This is a genomic window from Roseateles asaccharophilus (assembly GCF_004362405.1).
Lineage (GTDB): Bacteria > Pseudomonadota > Gammaproteobacteria > Burkholderiales > Burkholderiaceae_C > Kinneretia > Kinneretia asaccharophila.
Window position 1 is genome coordinate 200,460 of sequence record NZ_SNXE01000001.1, and the last position, 21,204, is coordinate 221,663.

Genomic DNA, 21,204 nt, shown 5'->3' on the forward strand with positions numbered 1-21,204 from the left:
GCATAGGGCAAGCCCCTGGGCGGCAAGTTGCGGGGCGCGCCGGCGCCCCGGCCGGACTCAGGCGCGGCGGCGGCGGGTCGCCACGCCCAGGGCCAGCAGGCCCATAGCCACCAGGCCAAAGCTGGCGGGCTCGGGCACGGCGGCCGCGCTCAGGCTGAACTTGAGGTTGTCGGCATAGCCGTCGTTGTCGCCGCCGCCCAGGCGTTCCATGCTGAGCCAGAACTGCAGGGTGTAGGTCTGCTCGGGCAGCAGGCCGCTGGCCTCGCGGTAGAACAGGCCGGTCTTGTTGCCACGATCGGCCGCCGAGACGGGGCCGATCTCGCTGAAGCCCAGCTCATTGCCCAGATCGTTCAGAAAGCTCACATAGAGCTTGGCGTTGTCGCCCTGGGCCTGCCAGCCGCCCAGCCAGCCGCTCAGGCTGTAGCGGTCCCCCGCCCGCGAGTACTGGCCCAGATCCAGCGATTGCCAGGCCACGGCCTTTTCACCCAGGCCGGTGAACATCTTGGCGCCGCGGTCCTTGGGCCCCGGCTCGCTGGGCTTGACCCAGTTGTTGCCGTAGCTGACGGACTGGATGAAGCTGTAGTCATCAAAGACGTTCCAGCCGGCCGTGCCCTGCTCGGCATCGCCGTTGACGATGAGGTTCTGACCGTAGATGCCGGCATGGCTGGCGCTGACGGCCAGGCCCAGCAGGGCGGCCGTGAAAAAGGCATTGAGTTTCATGATGCGATGCAAAGAGGATTGAAAACCGTTCGGTGCCCGCCCCCCGGGCGCGCCGGGGGGCGGGCGGTTCAGACTCAGGGCCGGTACTGGTCCAGCAGGGCCGGGCCACCCAGGGCCGGATCGCTGATGGAGTCCTCGCCGGTCTCGATATGGCCGGCCAGGCGGCGGCTGAAGCCGGGCAGCTCGCGCACCTTGACGCCGTAGTCGTACCAGTGCTGGCTGGCGGCCAGGGGCAGACGCAGCTCCAGGGCCGCGCCCGCGTCCACCACATGCAGCTGGGCCGGCTCCTCGCTGTACTTCAGGGCCTGCAGCTCGAAGCTGGCGGCCACCTTGCCGCGGTTGATCAGGCGCAGCAGCAGCTCGCCGTAGACGCGGTCGCTGCGCAGCTCGATCTCGGGCTGGGGCTTGGTGGCGCTCAGGGCCACCGAGCCGGTGAAGTGGCGATGGAAGCCATTGGGGCCCAGCACCCAGAGGTCATAGTTGCCCGTGGTCGGGGTCCAGCGGCCTTCCAGCTGCTTGCCGGCTTCCACGGTGTAGCGGCGCGGCAGCTCGCCGAGCGCCAGGCGGTTGTAGACATGGAAGACCGCGCCGGCCTCGCCGGCGTTCTCGAAGCGCAGCACCACGGTGCTGGCTTCCTGGCGGGCCTGCACCTGCAGCTCGTAAGGCAGGGCGCGGGCCGGACGCAGGCCCTCTTCCTGCACCGGCGCCACCAGGCTGCTGGGCGTGGCGGGCGTCTTGGTCTTGGTGAGGGCCTTGGCGCGGGCACGCAGGGCGGCGGTGGCCGGCAGCTCGCCGAGGAAGGGCTGGTCCTCGGGCTTGCGGAAGTCGAAGCAGCTCAGCAGATCACCGCTGACGGCACGGCGCCAGGGGCTGATCAGCGGCTCCTGCACGCCGAAGCGGGCTTCGATGAAGCGGATCACCGAGCTGTGATCCGAGACCTGGGAGTTGACCCAGCCGCCCTTGCTCCAGGGCGAGACCACATACATGGGCACGCGCGGGCCCAGGCCATAGGGACGGCGGTGGTACTGGGGGTCCGAGCCATTGAGCTTGTGGTGGTACTCGCCCACGGTGTCCACGGTGGAGGCGCCGGCCAGGCGGGCACGGGCCGGGTCATCGTCGTAGAGCTCGTAGGCGGGCACGGCCGGGGGCGGCATATGGTCGAAGAAGCCGTCGTTCTCATCGAAGTTGATGAGCAGCACGGTCTTGCTCCAGACCTCGGGATTGGCGGTCAGCGCGTCCAGCACGCGCGCGGTGTAGTCCGCGCCCTGGGCCGGGCTGGAGGGGCCGGGGTGCTCCGAGCCTTCGGCCGTGGCCACGATCCAGCTGACCTGGGGCAGCTTGCCGGCCAGCACGTCTTCCTTGAGCTTGTCCAGATCGCGCGTGCTCACGCCGCGCTCACGCAGCACCTGGGAGTAGCCGGGGCGCTGGTACCAGGCATTGCGGAAGGGACGGAAGCCCGCCAGCGGGTTGTCGGTGAAGTTGTCCGCCATGTTCTGGTAGACCTGCCAGCTGATGCCGGCGTCCTGCAGCCGCTCCACATAGGTGACCCAGGTGTAGTCGGTGGCGGGGTTGGTGTTGAAGTTGTCGCGGCTGTTGTCGGTGGAGGGGCCGCCGGCCACGCCCAGGGGATCGTTATGGCCGGTCCACAGGAAGAGGCGGTTGGTGTTGGTGCCGGTCTGGGTGGCGCAGTGGTAGTGGTCGCAGAGCGTGAAGGCCTCGGCCAGGGCGAACTGGAAGGGCAGGTCGGCGCGGGCGAAATAGCCCAGCGAGTGGTTCTGCTTGGCCTTGGGCCAGTTGTTCATGCGGCCCTGGTCCCAGGCGGCCTGGGAATCGGGCCAGCTGTGCGGCGTGCCGGACACGCGCATCACGCCGAAGTCCTGCTGGGTGTTCAGGTGGAAGGGTGCAATCGCCTTGCGGCCGCCGCCCCAGTCCGGGCGGCCGGGCACGGGCGCGCCATTGCCGATGGGCTGCACGAACACGCTCTTGCGCGTGAAGGTGCCGGGCCGGTCCAGCACCGGGATGGGGAAGGGATCGCTGAAGCCGCGCACACCGGCCAGGGTGCCGAAGTAGTGGTCGAAGCTGCGGTTCTCCTGCGTCAGGATGACGATGTGCTCGACGTCCTTCAGGGTGCCGGTGCGGTGGTTGGCCGGGATGGCCAGGGCGCGCTGGATGGCGGGCGGGAAGCTGGCCAGGGCGGCGGAGGCGCCGGCACCGGCGGCCAGGCTGCGCAGAAAGCCGCGGCGGTCTTGCTGGGAACTCATGTGAGGACTCCTGGGGACCTTGTCGGGTCCCGTCTAGGTTGGCGAAACGGGCGCCAATCTAGGAGTGCCGTTTGAAGGCCTTGCGACCTTCCATGAGCCGATCGGACTAGTGCCGACCACGGGGCGCCACAGCCCACACGCCGTCAGTGCGCCGCCAGCATGCCGCCAGCCGCCCGGAAGTCCGCAGACAAGGGCTTTGCGCCCTTCAGCTCGCCCCGGATCGCCCCTGCTCGTCTTGCGCGCATAGCGCGCAGCGCTTGCTCCACAGCCTGCTGCCGGTCGCCCCACGCACTCGCGCCACAATGGCGGCATGCGCCGTGCCGACCGACTGTTCCAGATCGTCCAGCTGATACGTGGACGCCGTCTCTCCACCGCCGAGTTCCTGGCCGAGCGCCTGGAGGTCTCGGTGCGTACCGTCTACCGCGATGTGGCGGCCCTGCAGCAGCAGGGCGTGCCCATCGATGGGGAGGCCGGGGTGGGCTATCGCATGAAGGCGGGCTTTGATCTGCCGCCGCTGATGTTCACCAAGGAAGAGGCCCAGGCCCTGGTGGCCGTGGTGCGTCTGGCCCGCCCCGCCCTGGACGCCGGCCTGGCGGCCCCGGCGGAAGGTGCCCTGTCCAAGATCCTGGCCGTGCTGCCGCCGCCGGCCCGCGCCGCCGCCGAGAGCCTGGCGGTCTACGCCCCGCTGTCCGGCATGGACGAGGCCCTGAGCCAGCGCCTGGTGCAGCTGCGCGAGGCCACCGAGCTGCGCCGCAAGCTGCGCCTGCACTATCTGGACCTGGCCGGCCAGACCACCGAGCGTGTGGTGCGGCCCCTGGGCTGCTTTTTCTGGGGCCCGGTCTGGACCGTGGCGGCCTGGTGCGAGCTGCGCGAGGATTTCCGCAGCTTCCGCGTCGACCGCATCCAGGCTCTGCAAGCCCTGGACGAGCGCTTCCGCGACGAACCGGGCAAGACCCTGGCGGATATGGAGCGCCGCGCCGCCTGTGCGGACCGCGCCTGAGCCCGCCGCCCGGAGCCCCCACATGACGAGCCGAGCCTTCGCCCCCCTCCTGATCCTGGCCGCCCTGTGCGGCCTCGCGCCGGCCCAGGCCGCCGAGCGCCAGCCCCTGCCCACCGTGGCCGAGGTGGACCTGGCTCGCTATGCCGGCGCCTGGTACGAGATCGCCCTGCTGCCCAACCGCTTCCAGCGCCAGTGCGTGGCCGACACCCAGGCCCGCTACCGTCTGCTGGAAGGCCGCGTGGAGGTGATCAACCGCTGCCGCCGTGCCGACGGCCAGGTGGAGAACATCCGCGGCCACGCCAAGGTGGTGCCGGACAGCGCCAATGCCAAGCTGCGGGTCAGCTTCTTCTGGCCCTTCTATGGCGACTACTGGGTGCTAGACCTGGACCCCGACTACCGCCGGGTGCTGGTGGGCACGCCCGACCGCAAATACGCCTGGCTGCTGGCGCGCGAGCCGCAGCTGGATGAAGCCCAGCTGCAGGCCCTGCTGGACAAGGCCGCCAGCCTAGGCTTTGAGCGCGGCGCCTTCCGGCGCACGCCGCAAAGCCAGCCGCTGGAACCCTGAGCGGGCTCATCAGGCCTCTTGCGTGCGGGCCCAGCCCAGACGCAGCCGGCCGGCCGGCGCCTCGATCCAGCGGTAGAAGGGCAGGGCCGCCAGATTGCTCAGACCCCAGGCCGCCAGCATGGCGGCCACCGCCGCCCAGGGGTGTTCGGGATCGCGATGCTCGAACAAGGCATTGAGCAGCAGGCAGATGGGGAAGTGCACCAGAAAGAGCGCATAGGAATGCGTGCCCAGATGCGCCACCGCGCCGGCCAGCGGGCCGCGCAGCAGGACCGCCGCCCTGCCCTGCTCATGGCGGCGCTGCAGCCAGAACAGCAGGCCGGCCGTCAGCAAGGCCAGCAGCAGGCGCTCGCGGAAGTCCAGCATCAGCGCCCCCAGGGCCAGCAGGCCCAGCAGGCTCAGGCCCAGGCCGGGGCGTGCGCTCAGACACAGCCAGTGCATCAGGGCGCCTAGGCCATAGGCGCCAAAGAAGTAAGGCGCCCAGATGTCCAGGCCCGCATCGCGGTTGAAGAGGTAGAGCGAGGCCGCGCAGACCAGCAGGAGCAGCACCGGCCCCAGCCAGCGCGCGGCCGGGCCGCAGGCCCGGGCCAGCCACAGCAGGGCCAGCATCAGGGCAAAGAGCTGCAGATCCATGGCCACATACCAGGCGCCCACGGTCAGGGCCTCATAACCCAGCACATCGTGCAGCAGCAGGGCATGGGCCAGCAGCTGGGGCGCGGAGACCGAGGCCGGCACCAGCTCGGGCAGCAGGGGCGCCACCAGGGCCGAGCAGGCCAGGGTCAGCAGCACCGCTGCAAAAAAGGGCAGGACCAGGCGCAGATAGCGGCGCCACAGCAGCTCCAGGGGTCGGCCCTGCAAGGGCCGCCCGGCCGGGGCCAGGGCGCGCGCCGAGAGAAAGCCGCCCACCACCAGAAAGACCTGAACCGCCATGCGGCCGTACTCGTAGAGCCAGGCGATCAGGGCCGGCCACAGGGTCTGCACCGTCTCGGCAATCGGCCCATAGGCGGCCAGATGGTGCAGCACGATGAGCTGGGCGGCCAGGGCCTTCATGGCGTCCAGATGCAGGAGGCGACGGGCGGGCGGGCGGGTCGGGAAGGCGGAAGGGAGGGCTCTGGCGTTCATCAAAACAAGAACGCCCGCCCCGCTGCGGCGGGGGGGCGCAAAGCGATAGAGGCTGGGACCCGTCTCAGTCCCTGGAGTCGCCGAGGCCGGGCTCGGCGCGAACCCCTAATTGTAGGGGGCGCCCCGTCAACAGGCCCTCGTGCACGGCCACGCGCTCCAGCGCCGCCTCGAAGCTGGCCCGGGCCTGGGCCGTGATCTGCTGCAGATAGGCATGCAGATCGGCATCGGCCGGGCTGCGTGATCGGCAGTCGGCGCTATAGGCCTCGAACTGGCCCAGGCGGATCAGGATCTCGGCCAGGTGCTGGGGGCATTCGCAGGCAATGGTGGTGGACAGGCCCGCCAGTTCGGCCAGGGCGGCATCGTCAAAGCGGCGCGTGGGCGGCGCGGGCTCGGAGGTCGCGTCCGGCGGGGCCAGGCCGGGCAGGTCCAGGGGCTGGGCCAGGGTCTGGGCATGGGTGCGCGCCACGGCCTGCAGGGCCGCCATGTCCAGGCCCGCCAGACTGCCGATGGCATGGCCCAGGGCCAGCAGCTGGCGCAAGAGGGCCAGGCGCTGCACATCGGCCGCGCTGTAGAGCCGGTGACCGGCGGCGCTGGTGGCCGCCCCGCTGATGCCGTAGCGCCGCTCCCAGACCCGCAGCGTGCCCACCGGCATGCGCAGCATGCGGGCCACGGCCGCGCTGCGGTAGTGGCGCGGCGGCTCGGACCGCATATCGCTCTTGGGCTTGGGCTTGGGCTTGGCCATGTCTGCTCCTGGACCCCGGGGGCCCGACTCGAACTCGACGCGGGCTTGACTCGAGTTTGACCCGGATTATCGGAGAGCCGCCGGGGTGCATTGGCGCGTCCGGGCCCGGCTGGCGCCCCGCCTGCCTATGCTGCCGCCCATGGACACGCCCCGCCCCGCACCGCTGACCGTCTACTACGACGGTGCCTGCCCCTTGTGCCGGCGCGAGATCGCGCTCTACCGCAGCCAGCCCGGTGCCGAGCAGCTGTGCTGGGTGGACGCCGCCCACTGCGAGCCCCAGGCCCTGGGCCCGGGGCTGGACCGCGACAGCGCCCTGGCCCGCCTGCATGTGCGCGACGCCCAGGGGCGGCTGGTCAGCGGCGCCCGCGGCTTTTTGGCCCTGTGGCAGGGCCTGCCGCGCTGGGCCTGGCTGGGCCGGCTGCTGGACCGCGGCCCCCTGCCCGCCCTGCTGGAGTGGGGCTACCGCCTCTTTCTGCGTCTGCGCCCCTTGTGGCGGCGCTGAGGCCGGCATGCGCGAAGCCTCTGGCTTTCGGGGCAATAAGCAGGCCCTGCCCAGCAAACCCTGCGCCGCCTGCGGCCGGCCCATGAGCTGGCGCCGGCGCTGGGCCAAGGTCTGGGAGGAGGTGCGCTACTGCTCCGAGGCCTGCCGCCGTGCGCGCCCCCGCCATGACTGAGCCGCGGCTGCGCCATCTGGTGCTGGTGCTGGGCGACCAGCTGGATCTGGAGGCCAGCGCCTTCGACGGCTTCGACCCCGCGCAGGACGCGGTCTGGATGGCCGAGGTGGCCGAGGAATCCACCCATGTCTGGTCCAGCCAGCCGCGCATCGCGCTCTTTCTGGCGGCCATGCGGCATTTCGCCCTGGCCCTGGAGCGCGCCGGCCGGCCCCTGCACTACCGGCGCCTGGACGCGCCCGACAACCGCGGCAGCCTGGCCGCCGAGCTGGCCGCGGCCATCGAGGCCCTGCGCCCCCAGGCGCTGGTAATGACGGCGCCGGGCGACTGGCGCGTGCTGCAGGCCCTGCGCAAGGTGGCCGCCCAGGCCGGCCTGGCGCTGGACGTGCGGGAGGACCGGCATTTCTTCTGCAGCGTGCGCGAGTTCGCCGCCCATGCGCGCGGCCGCAAGCAGCTGCGCATGGAGTACTTCTACCGCGAGCAGCGCCGCCGCCACGGCGTGCTGCTGGACGCCCAGGGCGAGCCCCTGGGCGGGCAGTGGAACTTCGATGCCGAGAACCGCGGCGCCTTCGATGCGCGCGGCCCCGGCCTGCTGCCTGAGCCCCTGTGGGAGCCGCCCGACGCCCTGACCCAGGAGGTGCTGGCCCTGGTGGCGCAGCGCTTTGCCCATCACCCCGGCCGCCTGGCGCGCTTTGCCTGGCCCGTCACGCGCGAAAGCGCGCTGCGGGCGCTCTCTCGCTTCATCGAGGAGCGCCTGCCCCTGTTCGGCCAGTATCAAGATGCCATCTGGCCGGGCCAGCCCTGGCTCTACCACGCCCAGCTCTCGGCCGCGCTCAACCTCAAGCTGCTCACGCCGCGCGAGGTGGTGGCCGCGGCCGAGGCGGCCTATCACGCGGGCCGGGTGCCCCTGGCCAGCGCCGAGGGCTTCATCCGCCAGATCCTGGGCTGGCGCGAGTATGTGCGCGGCATCTACTGGACCCGCATGCCGGACTATCTGGACCTCAATGCCCTGGACGCCCAGGCCCCCCTGCCCGCCTGGTACTGGAGCGGCGAGACCGAGATGGCCTGCCTGCGTGACGCCCTGGTCCAGACCCTGGACACCGGCTACGCCCACCACATCCAGCGCCTGATGCTCACCGGGCTCTATGCCCTGCTGCGCGGCGTGGCGCCGCGCGAGATCCACGCCTGGTACCTGGCCGTCTATGTGGACGCGGTGGAATGGGTGGAGCTGCCCAACACCCTGGGCATGAGCCAGTACGCCGACGGCGGCCTGATGGCCAGCAAGCCCTATATCGCCAGCGGCAAGTACATCCAGCGCATGAGCCCGCACTGCAGCGGCTGCCGCTACCGGCCCGAGCTGCGCCATGGCGAATCGGCCTGCCCCTTCACCGTGCAGTACTGGGACTTCCTGATCCGCCACGCCGATCAGCTGGGCAGCAACCCGCGCCTGGCCATGCAGTTCCGCAATGCCCAGCGCCTGGACGAGGCCGAGCGCCAGGCCATACAGCGCCAGGCCCAGGCCCTGCGCGAGGCCGACACCGCCACCTGCACTCCATGATGAACACGCCCTTCCCGCCCCGCCGCAGCGCCGCCCTGGCCCGCCTGGCCCAGCTGGACCCGCAGGCCTATGCCCGCACGCGCAATGCGCTGGAAGGCGCGGTCAGCCGGCTCTCGCCCTATGTGAGCCACGGCCTGCTGGCCCTGCCCGAGCTGCTGCGGGCCGCGGCCGCGCGTCACCCCGGGCTCAAGCCCCAGCACAGCTGGGTCTATGAGCTGGGCTGGCGCGAGTACTTCCAGGACAGCTGGCACTGGCGCGGCGAGGCCATCCTGCAGGACCTGCACCCCGGCCCCCTGCCGGGCAGCGCCTACCTCAAGGAGCTGCCCGAGGATGTGCGCCAGGGCCGCACGGGCCTGGCCGTGATCGACCGCGCCGTGGCCCAGCTCTACGAGGAGGGCTGGCTGCACAACCACGCGCGGCTCTGGCTGGCCAGCTATCTGGTGCATGGGCGCAAGCTGCACTGGCGCGTGGGCGCCGACTGGCTCTACGGCCATCTGCTGGACGGCGACCTGGCCAGCAACCACCTGAGCTGGCAATGGGTGGCGGGCACGGGCAGCCGCCAGCCCTATCTCTTCAATGCCGAGAATGTGCGGCGCTACGCGCCCTCCCCCTGGCGGGTGGACGGCAGCGCTCTGGACTGCGGCTACGAGACCCTGGAAGCCCTGGCGCGCAGCCCCGGCCGCCGCCTGCCCCCGGCGCCGGTGTCCGGCCCCGGCCTGGCCGAACCCGACCTGCACGGCACGCCGCCGCCGGAGCTGGGGCCCCTGGCCGAGGCCGTGGACTGGCGCGGGCGCGAGGTCTGGCTGGTGCACCCCTGGTCGCTGGCGCCGCCGCCCGCGGACCTGGGCCCCGAGGTGCTGAGCGTGGGCGTCTACCTGCGCGAGTTCCACCAGGCCTGGCCCTGGTCGGCGCGGCGCTGGCAGTTCGTGGATGCGGCCATGCGCGCCGGCTCCGGCGAGGGCGCGGGCGTGCAGCAGCGCTGCCTGCTGGACGCTGCCGGCCTGGCCCGTGCCATGGGCGGCGCGCGCCGGGTCTGGATGCAGGACGCGCCGCACTGGCTGCCCTGGCAGGCCGCCTGGAGCCTGGCGCCGGCCCTGCAGCTGCGGCCGGCGCCGCGGGTCTTTGCCCGGCCCGAGGCCCCCTGCGACTCCTTCTCGCAATGGTGGCGGCGCTGCGGCGCGGCCCGCGCGCCGGATCTGCACGCCCTGCCCGGCTTGCTCAGCGCGAGCGCGGCGGCTCCGGTGACTTGAAGATGCGGCCCAGCCAGCCCAGATACCAGGCCAGAAAGCGCTGCCAGGCGCCCTGCGGCGCAGGCGGTGGCTCGGGCGCCAGGGCCGGTGGGTGGCGCTCCAGCAGGGCGGCCTTGAAGGCGGCAAAGAAATCGGCCGCCATCTTCTGCGCCGCCATGTCCACCAGGCGCGAGCCGATCTGGGCGATCTTGCCGCCCACCGTGGCCAGCACCGTGTAGTGCAGCAGGCAGCTGTCCGGCCCCAGGGGCTCCAGCCGCACCTGGGCTGTGCCCTTGCCATGGCCGGCCGCGCCGCCCTGGCCCTCGAAGGCCAGCTGGTAGCTGCTGGGCGGGTTCAGCGCCGAGAGCTTGAGCTTGCCCTTGAACTTGGCCTTCACCGGGCCAATGGCCACGGCCATCAGCAGCTCGTACTCCTGCTCGCCCACGGGCGTGAGCGACTCGCAGCCCGCGATGGCGGCCTTGAGCATCTCGGTGTCGTTGAGCGCGGCCCAGGCCAGGGCCTGGGACACGGGCAGGTTTTCTTGTCCGGTCAGTTGCATAGCAGTTCCACGAGCGCTTCAAGACTCGCCAGATTGTGAGCGGGAAGATGCCGGCTGACCTCGGGCAGCAGGGCCCGGATGCCGGCGGCGCGGGGCTCGAAGCCATCAAAACGCAGCAGGGGGTTGAGCCAGAGCAGGCGCCGGCAGGACAGGCGCAGGCGCCGCGCCTCCAGGGCCAACTGCTGGCAGCCGGGGTCGGCCTCGCTGCCGGATTCCAGGCCGTCGCTGATCAGCAGCACGGTGGCGTCGCTCGTCAGCACGCGGCGCGCCCAGTCGCGGTTGAAGGCATGCAGGCTGGCCGCCAGCCGGGTGCCGCCGGACCAGTCGGCCACGCGCTGCGAGACGGCGGCCAGGGCCAGGTCGGGGTCGCGCTGGCGCAGCAGGCGGCCTATGGGCGTGAGCCGGGTGCCGAACACAAAGCAGTGGATGCGCGGCAGGCGCGCGGGCCGCGGCTGCGGGTTGGCCAGGCCATGGGCCAGGTGCAGCAGCATGCGCGAATAGCGCTCCATGGAGCCCGAGATATCGGCCAGCAGCACCAGGGGCGCCAGGCGCTCGCGCGGGCGGCGCCAGTGCGGCGGGGCCAGATCTTGCCGAGCCTGGGCGCGCAGCGTGGCGGGCCAGTCCAGGCGGCCGCGCGGCGCGGGCCGGCCACGGCGGCTGGGCCGGCGCTCCAGCAGCTGGGGACCCAGCCGCGCCAGCAGGCGGCGCGCGGCCTGCCACTCGGCGGGGCTCATGGTCTCGAAGTCCTTGCGCCGCAGCAGCTCGCGCTCGCTCACGCTCAGGGCCGCGTCGAAGTCCAGGCGCTGCTCGGCCGGCGGCGGTGGCGGCGCGGCGCCCGGCGGCGCCTGGGGGAACAGGGCCTCGGCCAAGCGGCGGTTCTCGGGCGGGGGCGGCGCGCTGGCCCGGCCCTCGGCGCGTGGCAGCAGCATGGCCATGACCCGGCCCAGCAGATCGGGGTCGCGCCAGAACACATGAAAAGCCTGCTCGAACAGGGCGCGGTGTTCGGCCCGGTCCACCAAGGTGGCGGCCAGGGTGGCCTTGAAGTCCTCGCGCCGGGAGAGCCCGCCCTGGCGCAGCGCCTGCAGGGCCAGCAGCAGGCGGTCAGTCCCCAGGGGCAGGCCGGCCTGGCGCAGCACGCGGCCGAAGTGCATCACGTTTTCGGCCAGGTGGTCAGCCGCCATGGGTTTCGGCACGCACGCGCGCCAGCAGCTGGGCCGCCTCCGAGCCCTGCAGCCGGGCGATATCGTCCTGGTACTTGAGCAGCACGCCCAGGGTGCTGGAGAGCGTGGCCGGGTCCAGCACCAGGGCATTGAGCTCCAGCAGGGCGCGCGACCACTCCAGGGTCTCGGCCAGGCCGGGCAGCTTGTAGAGGTCCATGCCGCGCAGGGCCTGCACCACGGCCACGATCTCCTGCGCCAGCGCGCTCTCGATGCCGGGCAGGCGCAGGCGCAGGATCTCCAGCTCGCGCGCCGCGTCCGGAAAATCCAGCCAGTGGTAGAGGCAGCGGCGCTTGACGGCGTCATGCACCTCGCGCGTTCGGTTGCTGGTGAGCAGCACCAGGGGCGGCTCGGCCGCGCGGATCACGCCCAGCTCGGGAATGCTGAGCTGGAAGTCCGAGAGCAGCTCCAGCAAGAAAGCCTCGAAGGGCTCGTCCGCGCGGTCCAGCTCGTCGATCAGCAGCACCGGCGCGCGGCCGTCCGGCGGGTCGATCGCCTGCAGGAGCGGCCGCGCGATCAGGAAGCGGCGCGAGAAGAGCTCGCGCGCCAGTTCCTCCCGGCTCTCCTGCCCCTGGGCCAGCTTGATCTCCACCATCTGGCGCGCGTAGTTCCACTCATAGGCCGCGGCCGCCAGGTCCAGGCCCTCATAGCACTGCAGGCGTATCAGGGGCCGGTCCAGCAGGCCGGCCAGGGCCTTGGCCAGCTCAGTCTTGCCGGTGCCGGGCTCGCCCTCCAGAAACAGCGGCCGGCCCAGGCGCAGGGCCAGAAAGACCACGGTGCCCAGCGCGCGCGGGGCCACATAGCCCTGGGCGCGCAGGCTCTCCAGCGTGGCGTCTATGCTGTCCGGCCGCATCAGCCGGCGGCCGCCACGGCGCGCGCGGCCAGCACCGGGATCAGGGCCGCGCGGTAGAGGGCCGAGCCGTGCAGATCGCTGTTCAGCCCCTCCTCGCTCACCGTCACGGCCTGGGCCGCGGCCGGGCTCCAGCTGGCGGCCAGGGCCTTCTCGATCTCGCTGGCGCGGAACACGCAGGCCCCGGCGCCGGTGACGGCCACGCGCACGCCCGCGGCCGTCTTGGCCACGAAGACACCCACGATGGAAAAGCGCGAGGCCGGCTGCTTGAACTTCTGCCAGGCCGCCTTCTCGGGAATGGGAAAGCTCACCGATGTGATGATCTCGCCGGGCTGCAGCGCCGTCTCGTACAGGCCCTTGAAGAAGTCATCGGCCGCGATGGAGCGCCGGTCGGTGTGCACCGTGGCGCCCAGGCCCAGCACGGCCGCGGGGTAGCAGGCGGCGGGGTCGTTATTGGCCAGGCTGCCTCCGAGCGTCCCCCGGTTGCGCACCTGGCGGTCGCCAATGCGGCCGGCCAGATCGGCCAGGGCCGGAATCGCCTGCTGCAGCTCGCGCGAGGCGGCCACGGTGGCGTGCGTGCTCATGGCGCCGATATGGACCTTGCCGCCATCGATGCGCAGGCCCTTGAGATCGGCCAGGCCCGAGATGTCGATCAAGGCCTCGGGCGCGGCCAGGCCCAGCTTGATGGCGCCAAGCAGGCTCTGCCCGCCCGCGATGATCTTGGCCTCGGCGTTGCCCGCGGCGGCGCGGGCGGCGTCGGCCAGGCTGGCGGCTTGCTGGAATGCGAATGTCATGGTGTGGGTCTCCTCGCGTTCAGCGGTTGGCTTGAATCGCTTGCCAGACGTTGTGCGGGGTCGCGGGCATGGGCACATCCGAGATGCCCAGGGCGTCGCAGATGGCGTTGATCACCGCGGGGGGCGAGCCGATGGCACCGGCCTCGCCGCAGCCTTTCACGCCCAGCGGGTTGTGGGTGCAGGGCGTGCCCTTGGCGGTCTTGACGTTGAAGGTGGGCAGGTCGTCGGCGCGCGGCATGGCGTAGTCCATATAGCTGCCGGTGAGCAGCTGGCCGCTGTGCTCGTCGTAGATGCCATGCTCCAGCAGGGCCTGGCCTATGCCCTGGGCCAGGCCGCCATGCACCTGGCCTTCGACGATCATGGGGTTCACCACATTGCCGAAGTCGTCCACCGCGCTGAAGCGGTCCACCCGCACCACGCCGGTCAGCGGGTCCACCTCCACCTCGCAGACATAGCTGCCCGCGGGGTAGGTGAAATTGGTGGGGTCGTAGAAGGCGTTCTCGTTGAGGCCGGGCTCCAGCTTGTCCAGCGGGTAGTTGTGCGGCACATAGGCGGTGAGCGCCACCGAGGCGAAGGGGACCTTCTTGTCGGTGCCCGCCACCTTGAACTCGCCGCCCTCGAACTCGATATCACCCTCGCTGGCCTCCAGCAGATGGGCGGCGATCTTCTTGCCCTTGGCAATCACCTTGTCCACCGCCTTGACGATGGCCGTGCCGCCCACCGCCAGCGAGCGGCTGCCGTAGGTGCCCATGCCGAAGAGCACTTTGCCGGTGTCGCCATGCTGGATGTCCACATCGTCCAGGGGGATGCCAAGCTTGTCGGCCACCACCTGGGCGAAGGTGGTCTCGTGGCCCTGGCCGTGCGAGTGGCTGCCGGTGAAGATGGTGACCTTGCCGGTGGGATGCACCCGCACCTCGCCCGCCTCGAAGAGACCGGCGCGTGCGCCCAGGGCCCCGGCGATGTTCGAGGGCGCCAGGCCGCAGGCCTCGATATAGGTGGAGTAGCCCAGGCCGCGCTTCAAGCCCTTGGCCTCGCTGGCGGCGCGGCGTGCCGCGAAGCCCGCCACATCGGCCAGCTCCTGCACCTGGGCCAGCGTGGCCTCGTAGTCGCCGGTGTCATAGCTCAGGCCCACGGGCGTGGCGTAGGGGAAGCTCTTGATGAAGTTGCGGCGGCGCAGCTCGGCGGGGTCGATCTTGAGCTGGTGCGCCGCGGTCTCCACCAGGCGCTCCACCACATAGGTGGCCTCGGGCCGGCCCGCGCCGCGGTAGGCATCTACCGGCGCGGTGTTGGTGAACACGCCCGTCACCTCGGCATAGATCTTGGGCGTGGTGTACTGGCCGGCCAGCAGGGTGGCGTAGAGGATGGTGGGCACGCTGGAGGCAAAGGTGCTGAGGTAGGCGCCCAGATTGGCCGTGGTGTTGACCCGCATGGCCACAAAGCGGCCCTGCGCATCCAGACCCAGCTCGGCCACGGTGGCGTGGTCGCGGCCATGGGCGTCGGAGAGAAAGCTCTCGCTGCGCTCGGCCGTCCACTTGATGGGCCGGCCCAGCTGCTTGCTGGCCCAGGTCAGCGCCGTCTCTTCGGCATAGAGAAAGATCTTGGAGCCGAAGCCGCCGCCCACATCGGGCGCCACCACGCGCACCTTGTGCTCGGGAATGCCCAGCACGAAGGCGCACATCAGCAGGCGCTCCACATGCGGGTTCTGGTTGGCCACATAGAGGGTGTAGCTGTCGTCCGCCGGGTTGTAGGACGCATTGGCGGCGCGCGGCTCGATGGCGTTGGGGATGAGCCGGTTGTTGCGGAACTCCAGGCGGGTGATGTGGGCCGCACCGTCCATGGCGGCGTCCACCCCGGCCTTGTCGCCGCAGCCCCAGGTGTAGCAGACGTTGTTGGGCGCCTCCTCATGCACGGCCGTGCCAAAGTCCTTGGCCGCCGCGGTGTCCACCACGGGGGTCAGGTCTTCATAGTCCACCTCGATGAGCTGGGCCGCGGCCTTGGCCTGGGCATAGCTCTCGGCCACCACCAGGGCCACCTGGTCGCCCACATAGCGGACCTTGCCATCCGCCAGGATGGGGTGCTTGGGCTCCTTCATGGGCGTGCCGTCCAGGCTGTGGATCAGCCAGCCGCAGGGCAGGCCGCCCACGGCGCGGAAATGCTCGCCGGTGTAGACGCCCAGCACGCCCTCGGCCGCCAGCGCGGCCGCGGTGTCTATGCCGCGGATGCGCGCATGCGCATAGGGCGAGCGCAGGAAATAGGCATAGGTCTGGCGCGGCAGCACGATGTCATCGGTGTACTGGCCCCGCCCGGTCAGAAAGCGGCCGTCTTCGCGGCGGCGCACGCTTTGACCGATGAATCCTTTTTCGTTCGGTGCATTCATGATTGGGCTCCCGGCTGCGTCACTTGGCCATGTTCTGCGCGCCCAGCTGCACGGCGCGCACGATGTTCTGGTAGCCGGTACAGCGGCAGATATTGCCCTCCAGGCCCTCGCGGATCTCGGCCTCCGAGCTGCAGCGGTGGTGCTGCACCAGGTCGATGGCGCTCATCACCATGCCCGGGGTGCAGAAGCCGCATTGCAGGCCGTGGCACTCCTTGAAGGCGGCCTGCATGGGGTGCAGCTCGCCACTGCCCGTGGCGGGCGTCAGGCCCTCGATGGTGGTGACTTCGGCCCCGGCGGCCTGCACCGCCAGCACATTGCAGCTCTTCACCGCGCGCCCGTTCAGGTGCACGGTGCAGGCGCCACACTGGCTGGTGTCGCAGCCCACATGGGTGCCGGTGAGCGCGAGGTCTTCGCGCAGGAACTGCACCAGCAAGCGGTCAGGCGCCACTTCGCGCGTGACCGACTTGCCATTGACCTTCAGCGTGATCTTCTGGCTCATCGCTTGTCTCCTGATGTTTTATCTGTCCGTCGCTCGGTCTCTTGCCGATCTGCTTACTGCCGAGATCAATCCTCGCGGCTGCCCTGCGCGGGCGCCATCCACCGTTTTCCCCCATGTATGCCCATACATAGGGCGTCCGTGCACCGGGTTGATGCTCCGCTTTGGCACAGCCGGGCCCGCGGCGGCTGGGTTATGGTGCGCACTCCCCGGGAGACAGCGTGTGAGCGAGCGTGGTGTGCTCGCAAGGCACCAGAGCAAGAGCAAGAGCCAGAAACAACCATGGACAACGTCGATCTGAATGTCTTGCGCCAGGTGCAGGCCTGGCAGCGCGAGGGCCACGCGGTGGTGCTGGGCACCATCACCCGCACCTGGGGCTCGGCCCCGCGGCCCGTGGGCTCGGTGGTGGCGGTGCGGGGGGACGGGCTGATTGCCGGCTCCGTCTCGGGCGGCTGCATCGAGGACGATCTGGTGGCCAAGGTGCGCGAGGGCGCCCTGGCCCTGAGCCGGCCCGAGCTGCTGCGCTACGGCGTGGGCGCCGAGGCGGCCCAGGCCTTTGGCCTGCCCTGCGGCGGCACCCTGGAGCTGATGCTGGAACCCCTGGGCCCGGCTTCGCAGCTGGACGCGCTGCTGGAGCGCCTGGCCCGCGGCGAGCGCGTGCAGCGGCATCTGGATTTGAAGAGCGGCGCGGTGCAGCTGCTGGACCCGGTGGCGGCCGGCCAGGGCGTCATTGCCGATGTGGTGCAGCTCAGCGAGAGCAGCCTGATCACCCACCACGGCCCGCAGTGGCGCCTGCTGATCATCGGCGCCGGCCAGCTCACGCAATACCTGGCCAGCATGGCCCTGGCCCTGGACTACCAGGTGCTGGTCTGCGACCCACGCGAGGAATACCAGCCCGAAATCCCCGGCGCGCGGCTCACCCGCGAGATGCCCGACGATGTGGTGATGAGCTTCGCCCCCGACGGCCACACGGCCGTGGTGGCCCTGACCCACGACCCCAAGCTGGACGACCTGGCCCTCATGGAGGCGCTCAAGTCACCCGCCTTCTATGTGGGCGCCATCGGCTCCCGCGTGAACCAGGCCAAGCGCAAGGCCCGCCTGGCCGAGCACTTTGGCCTGACCGAGGCCGAGCTGGCCCGCCTGCACGGCCCCGTGGGCCTGCACATCGGCGCCCGCACCCCGCCGGAGATTGCGCTTTCGATCCTGGCCCATATGACCGCTGAGCGGCACGGGGTGCGGATCAGCAGCGCGGAGGTCTTGATGACGGCCCAGGGTGGGGGGGCGGAGGCGGGGTGTGTGGTGGGGTAACAGAACCGCCCCTCCTAACAGCTGTTCCGCAACAGTCATCCAACTCACCTAGATCTAAGCCCTATGAATTTCGAAGCGCCCGCATTGCAGCTCGACTCAGACGGAACTGCACGCCGTGAAGACAAATACTCACGCTCCGAACTCGCCGAGCGGATCGCGGAGGCCTTGGTTCGTGCTGAGCCGGATGAAAGCCTGGTTCTGGCGCTGGAAGGCCCTTGGGGATCGGGCAAGTCCTGGCTGATTGAGCGGGTCACCGAAGTGATGAAGGCTGGTAGGGCCGGTGGCCAAGCAAAAGTGGTGCACTTCAATCCCTGGCTGATCGGCGAAGAGTCGAACCTCATTCTCGACTTTCTGGTCCAGATTGGGCTTGAGATTGACGCCACTGCAAACAACGTCGCTGCGGCAAAGACCGCTGCCACCTCGCTGCTGCGCTATGCCAAGGCTCTCGGCTTTGGGCGATACCTCAAATATGTGCCGGTCCCCATACTGAAGGAGACCGGGGAAATCCTTGCTGAAGCACATGAAAAACTCTCCGAGCATCTAGAGACTGCGCGGGAAAGCCTTGAGGGCGATGGCAAGAAGATGCCCAGCCTGACGGACGCACGTAAAACTGCACGCGCAGCGGTCAGCGGACTGGAGCAACGCTTGGTTGTAGTAATCGACGACATAGACCGCCTACGCTCCCGGGAGATTCGCGCCGTGATGCAGCTGGTCAAGGCCGTGGCCGATTTCCCGAACACGTCCTTCCTGCTCTCTATGGATGCCGAGGCTGTGGCGCGCGCGCTGGCGGAAGATAGCGACGTCACTGTCGGGCGTCGCTATCTTGAAAAGATCGTTCAACTCAGCATCTCTGTCCCGCCGATTGACCGTGGCGATTCGCTGAAGGACATTGAGAACCGCTTCAGAACTGTCACGAGCGCAATCCGTCACGAGACCAAACCCTTTGAAAGCCAATTGCTCGAAGAAGCACTAAGCGCCGTTGCCCGGCTATGTTCCACACCCCGAGACGTTGTACGGTGGGCAAATCATGTGGGCTGGTCAGCCCGAGGTCTTGCGGGCAGCATCAATATTGCCGACCTGTGCGTTGCTGAAGCGCTGCAGATCCGCTTGGGAACGAACACGTGGCATCGAATTCTTTCCAGCCTTGGATGCGACGAGGACGACAGCGAGAACTACCAGAACGCAGACCCCTGGGCACATGGCGACCCGACAAAGTACTCGCGACGACAAGAGGCGCTAGAGCAAATAGCGGCTGAATTTGAATCACGCTTTGAGCTACGCGTGCTCCGATGGTTGTTCCCTGATTTCGAGAAAAACGGCGACAGGAGCCCAAGTAACTCACTCCGCAATCGCCGACTGGCAGCACTTCCAGTGCGGCAGCATTACAGAAGGTTTCGAGCCAATCGCGATGACGTGTCTGGAAGCGACCTCGACAACTGGCTGCTGAATCCAAGTGAGTTCGACAAAGCTCTTGGCAATGATCGTCCCACTTTTGAATACCGTGATTTGCAGCGCCTGTTTGCTATCAGCCAACGCCTGAACCCGAAGACAATACCGCATCAGATCGAGAAACTTCAGCCACTGCTAAAGGCAATTTCCAGATATTCGACATCCGAGTTTGGAAACTCTGCGGCACCAGACACTTCGATTGCAATAATCGCTTCGGAATTGTTCATTGCGCTAGAGTCATCCGATATAGCGGTCAGATTGCGCGTACAAGAAGATCTAGCACTGCCGGAAGCCGTTTATCTGCTCGACTGGCTCAGCCATCGCGTTGACGACCGCTTGTACCAAGACGAAGGCCGACAAGCATCGGCTAAGAAGGCTCGCGACGTTCTGACGCCTCTGGTGCTTTCACGTTTGCGAACCGCGGTGGAAAACCGAGCACTTTTGTCCGAGCGCGCGCGCATCTACATGCTCTATGCACTGAGTCGTATCGGCTCACTGACCGAAGCGGGCAAAGCCGTTGAAGGCATAGCCCGCGAAAGCGGCGACCTTGAAGCGCTTCTCGAACAAGTTGCTGCTTTGCCAGCGGAACACTGGAATACTTCCGCAGTGCCATTGATCGACCTGGTCTCTGACCCGAAAGCGTTCATCGATTCAATCAATGCGCTGGACGACTCTGCCTATGGAACACTAAAGAAGGCTTACATGAATGTGTCAGGACAGCAGTTGGACGAACTGGCAGCGAATTTCCAGCGAATTTCGACCATGGAACAGCTTCTCACCGCGAAGCAGATCCACAAAACAGAACACTAAGCGGTTCGCCGCTCCGAAGTAAGGTTTTGAACTGTCACTGAAAATTCAAGGCCTGGCCCAACTACCTCACGACGCAGCAGGAAGCGCCAGACCCAGAGTGATATCTGACCTGAAGAAACGTACCATTGCGCGGCGTTGAGAAAATTACTAGCTTGCATACCATTCCAAGAGCCCCCTGACAGCCACAAGAACAATGAATGCTGCAAGTGTTTTTATTAACATCGGGCGCATCTTCTGCGCAGCCCCTTGCGAGCGATAGTGCCCGATGGCGATGCAAGCCACGATATACGCACAGATTGGCAACCCGACAGCTTGGACCACGAGAATCCACGCAGATAGCAGAACCGGCAACGTGCTACTGCCCTGATACCAGAGCTCGAAACCGGACAGGACCAGAACGCAACCCACAAATGCCCCGCCCATGGGGCCATAGACAGCAAAGGCCTTGTGATGACTGTCATCATCGCGCACGAAGAAACTGAAGACCCCGCCGGGTATAGCGCGATACATGCCGATTCCCAACGCAGCAAGAAAAAGTAACGTGACCGGGGGCACTATATAAAGGTCTAGCAAGTGCTGCAAAAGTATATCTGACTTATGCACTTTTAACCCGGACAGAAGTTGCGCGCATGAGGCCAATCCAGCAGCACCAAAAAATCGGCCAAGGCGTGGCTTATCTTCTTTTTTCATAGAGGAGCCGGGGGCAGGATTTTAGTTCTCGATGCAAGCGATAAACCGACATCCAACGCTCGTGCTTTGGCGCGCAGAAGTCGAAAGCGTTAGCTGTTGGAACGATAAAGGGCCTGAACCCAGCCTTGGGAGCGACCAATAAGGACGGCGACGTCAGCAGGACTCTTGAAGATGCACGAAACGCCCAGGACAAGCAGACGTTCATTTACGACAGAAAAGGCGGATACATTCAATAAGAGCATGGGGGCTGAGGACTCGACAATTCCCGGCTGGACACTTGAGATAGCCAAAAATGAAAAGCAGCCTTGCTTGTCTTCAATAATGGATAACACGTGCGCGCGATTGGGTCGTAGCTGGTCGGATTCAGGAAGAATAAGTGTTGGCGGCTGCGACTCGCTCCCGCTACCGTACGACAACCCAAGAGAATTTGATTCGCGGATGGAATTCTCGAAGCGCTGCCTTAATACTTTTCTGCCGCTGTCAAACTCCAAACTTGAAAGCGGTTGGTTTAGGGCGTGGACTGGCGTGTAGGCGAAAGCAAAGTTCGGAAGATTGGGGGCGGCGCCCTGAAGTAGAGCTTCATACTCGTCCGCGATGGCAAAGACGGCGTGCATGTGCGCCCTATTCCATTGCTTTGTGTGGAACCCATCGGGATCATCAGCGACCTCCCGGAACCCATTAGGAACGGGGATGAGTATGGGCCTGCCTCCTATAGTCGCAGCAACCTGCTGGGCCACGGCCAATGGGGTTGGAGCGAGCCAGTAAGCTGCAAGGGACGCCAAGATCAAT

General features: G+C 68.2%; 20 protein-coding genes. 8 read left to right on the plus strand and 12 right to left on the minus strand.

Annotation, left to right across the window (positions count from 1 at the left end; genetic code table 11):
• Nucleotides 1–57 precede the first annotated feature (57 nt).
• Nucleotides 58–720, minus strand: coding sequence for a PEP-CTERM sorting domain-containing protein (locus tag DFR39_RS00860; protein WP_133601643.1), 663 nt, complete (start codon nt 718–720; stop codon nt 58–60).
• 74 nt (nt 721–794) lie between these two features.
• Entirely contained in the window at nt 795–2,981 is a 2,187-nt protein-coding gene (locus tag DFR39_RS00865) for a phosphocholine-specific phospholipase C (RefSeq protein ID WP_133601644.1), read from the minus strand.
• Nucleotides 2,982–3,291: 310 nt separating this feature from the next.
• On the opposite strand from DFR39_RS00865, the gene DFR39_RS00870 reads away from it, so the two are divergent.
• Both DFR39_RS00870 and DFR39_RS00875 read left to right on the plus strand, forming a co-directional pair.
• Nucleotides 3,292–3,981 (plus strand): helix-turn-helix transcriptional regulator, encoded by a 690-nt coding sequence (locus DFR39_RS00870; RefSeq protein WP_133601645.1) that lies wholly within the window; start codon nt 3,292–3,294, stop codon nt 3,979–3,981.
• Nucleotides 3,982–4,003: 22 nt separating this feature from the next.
• Nucleotides 4,004–4,546, plus strand: coding sequence for a lipocalin family protein (locus tag DFR39_RS00875; RefSeq protein ID WP_133601646.1), 543 nt, complete (start codon nt 4,004–4,006; stop codon nt 4,544–4,546).
• A 9-nt stretch (nt 4,547–4,555) separates the two neighbouring features.
• Here DFR39_RS00875 and DFR39_RS00880 read toward each other — a convergent pair whose 3' ends face one another.
• Entirely contained in the window at nt 4,556–5,665 is a 1,110-nt protein-coding gene (locus DFR39_RS00880; RefSeq protein ID WP_133601647.1) for an acyltransferase family protein, read from the minus strand.
• Nucleotides 5,666–5,729: 64 nt separating this feature from the next.
• Complete coding sequence (locus tag DFR39_RS00885) at nt 5,730–6,407, minus strand: MerR family transcriptional regulator (RefSeq protein WP_246030633.1); 678 nt, start codon at nt 6,405–6,407, stop codon at nt 5,730–5,732.
• A 139-nt stretch (nt 6,408–6,546) separates the two neighbouring features.
• Here DFR39_RS00885 and DFR39_RS00890 point away from each other — a divergent pair, with 139 nt between their 5' ends.
• The 4 genes from DFR39_RS00890 to DFR39_RS00905 are packed head-to-tail and all read left to right on the plus strand — an operon-like array spanning nt 6,547 to nt 9,886.
• Nucleotides 6,547–6,909, plus strand: coding sequence for a thiol-disulfide oxidoreductase DCC family protein (locus DFR39_RS00890; protein ID WP_162849360.1), 363 nt, complete (start codon nt 6,547–6,549; stop codon nt 6,907–6,909).
• Nucleotides 6,910–6,916: 7 nt separating this feature from the next.
• A complete protein-coding gene (locus DFR39_RS19750) occupies nt 6,917–7,081 on the plus strand; it encodes a DUF2256 domain-containing protein (protein ID WP_162849361.1) in 165 nt (54 codons plus the stop codon).
• Nucleotides 7,074–8,636 (plus strand): cryptochrome/photolyase family protein, encoded by a 1,563-nt coding sequence (locus DFR39_RS00900; RefSeq protein WP_133601650.1) that lies wholly within the window; start codon nt 7,074–7,076, stop codon nt 8,634–8,636. The genes DFR39_RS19750 and DFR39_RS00900 overlap by 8 nt, the downstream gene beginning before the upstream one ends.
• Nucleotides 8,636–9,886, plus strand: coding sequence for an FAD-binding domain-containing protein (locus DFR39_RS00905; protein ID WP_211343762.1), 1,251 nt, complete (start codon nt 8,636–8,638; stop codon nt 9,884–9,886). The genes DFR39_RS00900 and DFR39_RS00905 overlap by 1 nt, the downstream gene beginning before the upstream one ends.
• Here DFR39_RS00905 and DFR39_RS00910 read toward each other — a convergent pair.
• From DFR39_RS00910 to DFR39_RS00935, 6 genes are read right to left on the minus strand one after another with little or no spacing between them, the layout of a single operon-like run.
• Nucleotides 9,855–10,424 carry an SRPBCC family protein gene (locus DFR39_RS00910; protein WP_133601652.1) on the minus strand — a complete coding sequence of 190 codons (570 nt, stop codon included), beginning with the start codon at nt 10,422–10,424 and terminating at the stop codon, nt 9,855–9,857. The genes DFR39_RS00905 and DFR39_RS00910 overlap by 32 nt on opposite strands.
• Nucleotides 10,415–11,605: a vWA domain-containing protein gene (locus DFR39_RS00915; protein WP_133601653.1), complete on the minus strand. Its 1,191-nt coding sequence runs from the start codon at nt 11,603–11,605 to the stop codon at nt 10,415–10,417. Before DFR39_RS00915 ends, DFR39_RS00910 begins: the two co-directional genes overlap by 10 nt.
• Entirely contained in the window at nt 11,595–12,494 is a 900-nt protein-coding gene (locus tag DFR39_RS00920; protein WP_133601654.1) for an AAA family ATPase, read from the minus strand. Before DFR39_RS00920 ends, DFR39_RS00915 begins: the two co-directional genes overlap by 11 nt.
• Nucleotides 12,494–13,285, minus strand: coding sequence for an FAD binding domain-containing protein (locus tag DFR39_RS00925; RefSeq protein ID WP_133601655.1), 792 nt, complete (start codon nt 13,283–13,285; stop codon nt 12,494–12,496). Before DFR39_RS00925 ends, DFR39_RS00920 begins: the two co-directional genes overlap by 1 nt.
• Nucleotides 13,286–13,304: 19 nt before the next feature.
• The gene (locus DFR39_RS00930; protein ID WP_133601656.1) at nt 13,305–15,662 is read right to left on the minus strand and encodes a xanthine dehydrogenase family protein molybdopterin-binding subunit; all 2,358 of its coding nucleotides are present in this window, start codon (nt 15,660–15,662) and stop codon (nt 13,305–13,307) included.
• Between the two features lie 19 nt (nt 15,663–15,681).
• Nucleotides 15,682–16,161, minus strand: coding sequence for a (2Fe-2S)-binding protein (locus tag DFR39_RS00935; RefSeq protein WP_133601657.1), 480 nt, complete (start codon nt 16,159–16,161; stop codon nt 15,682–15,684).
• Nucleotides 16,162–16,440: 279 nt separating this feature from the next.
• On the opposite strand from DFR39_RS00935, the gene DFR39_RS20335 reads away from it, so the two are divergent.
• Nucleotides 16,441–17,466 (plus strand): XdhC family protein, encoded by a 1,026-nt coding sequence (locus tag DFR39_RS20335; protein ID WP_133601658.1) that lies wholly within the window; start codon nt 16,441–16,443, stop codon nt 17,464–17,466.
• A gap of 63 nt (nt 17,467–17,529) precedes the next feature.
• Nucleotides 17,530–19,725, plus strand: coding sequence for a KAP family P-loop NTPase fold protein (locus tag DFR39_RS00945; protein WP_133601659.1), 2,196 nt, complete (start codon nt 17,530–17,532; stop codon nt 19,723–19,725).
• Nucleotides 19,726–19,872: 147 nt separating this feature from the next.
• Here the strand turns inward: DFR39_RS00945 and DFR39_RS00950 are convergent, their stop codons facing one another.
• Together DFR39_RS00950 and DFR39_RS00955 are read right to left on the minus strand one after the other, a co-directional pair.
• Nucleotides 19,873–20,415, minus strand: a complete 543-nt coding sequence (locus DFR39_RS00950; protein ID WP_133601660.1) for a hypothetical protein — start codon at nt 20,413–20,415, stop codon at nt 19,873–19,875.
• Nucleotides 20,416–20,504: 89 nt separating this feature from the next.
• Nucleotides 20,505–21,029: a hypothetical protein gene (locus DFR39_RS00955; protein ID WP_133601661.1), complete on the minus strand. Its 525-nt coding sequence runs from the start codon at nt 21,027–21,029 to the stop codon at nt 20,505–20,507.
• Between the last annotated feature and the right edge of the window lie 175 nt (nt 21,030–21,204).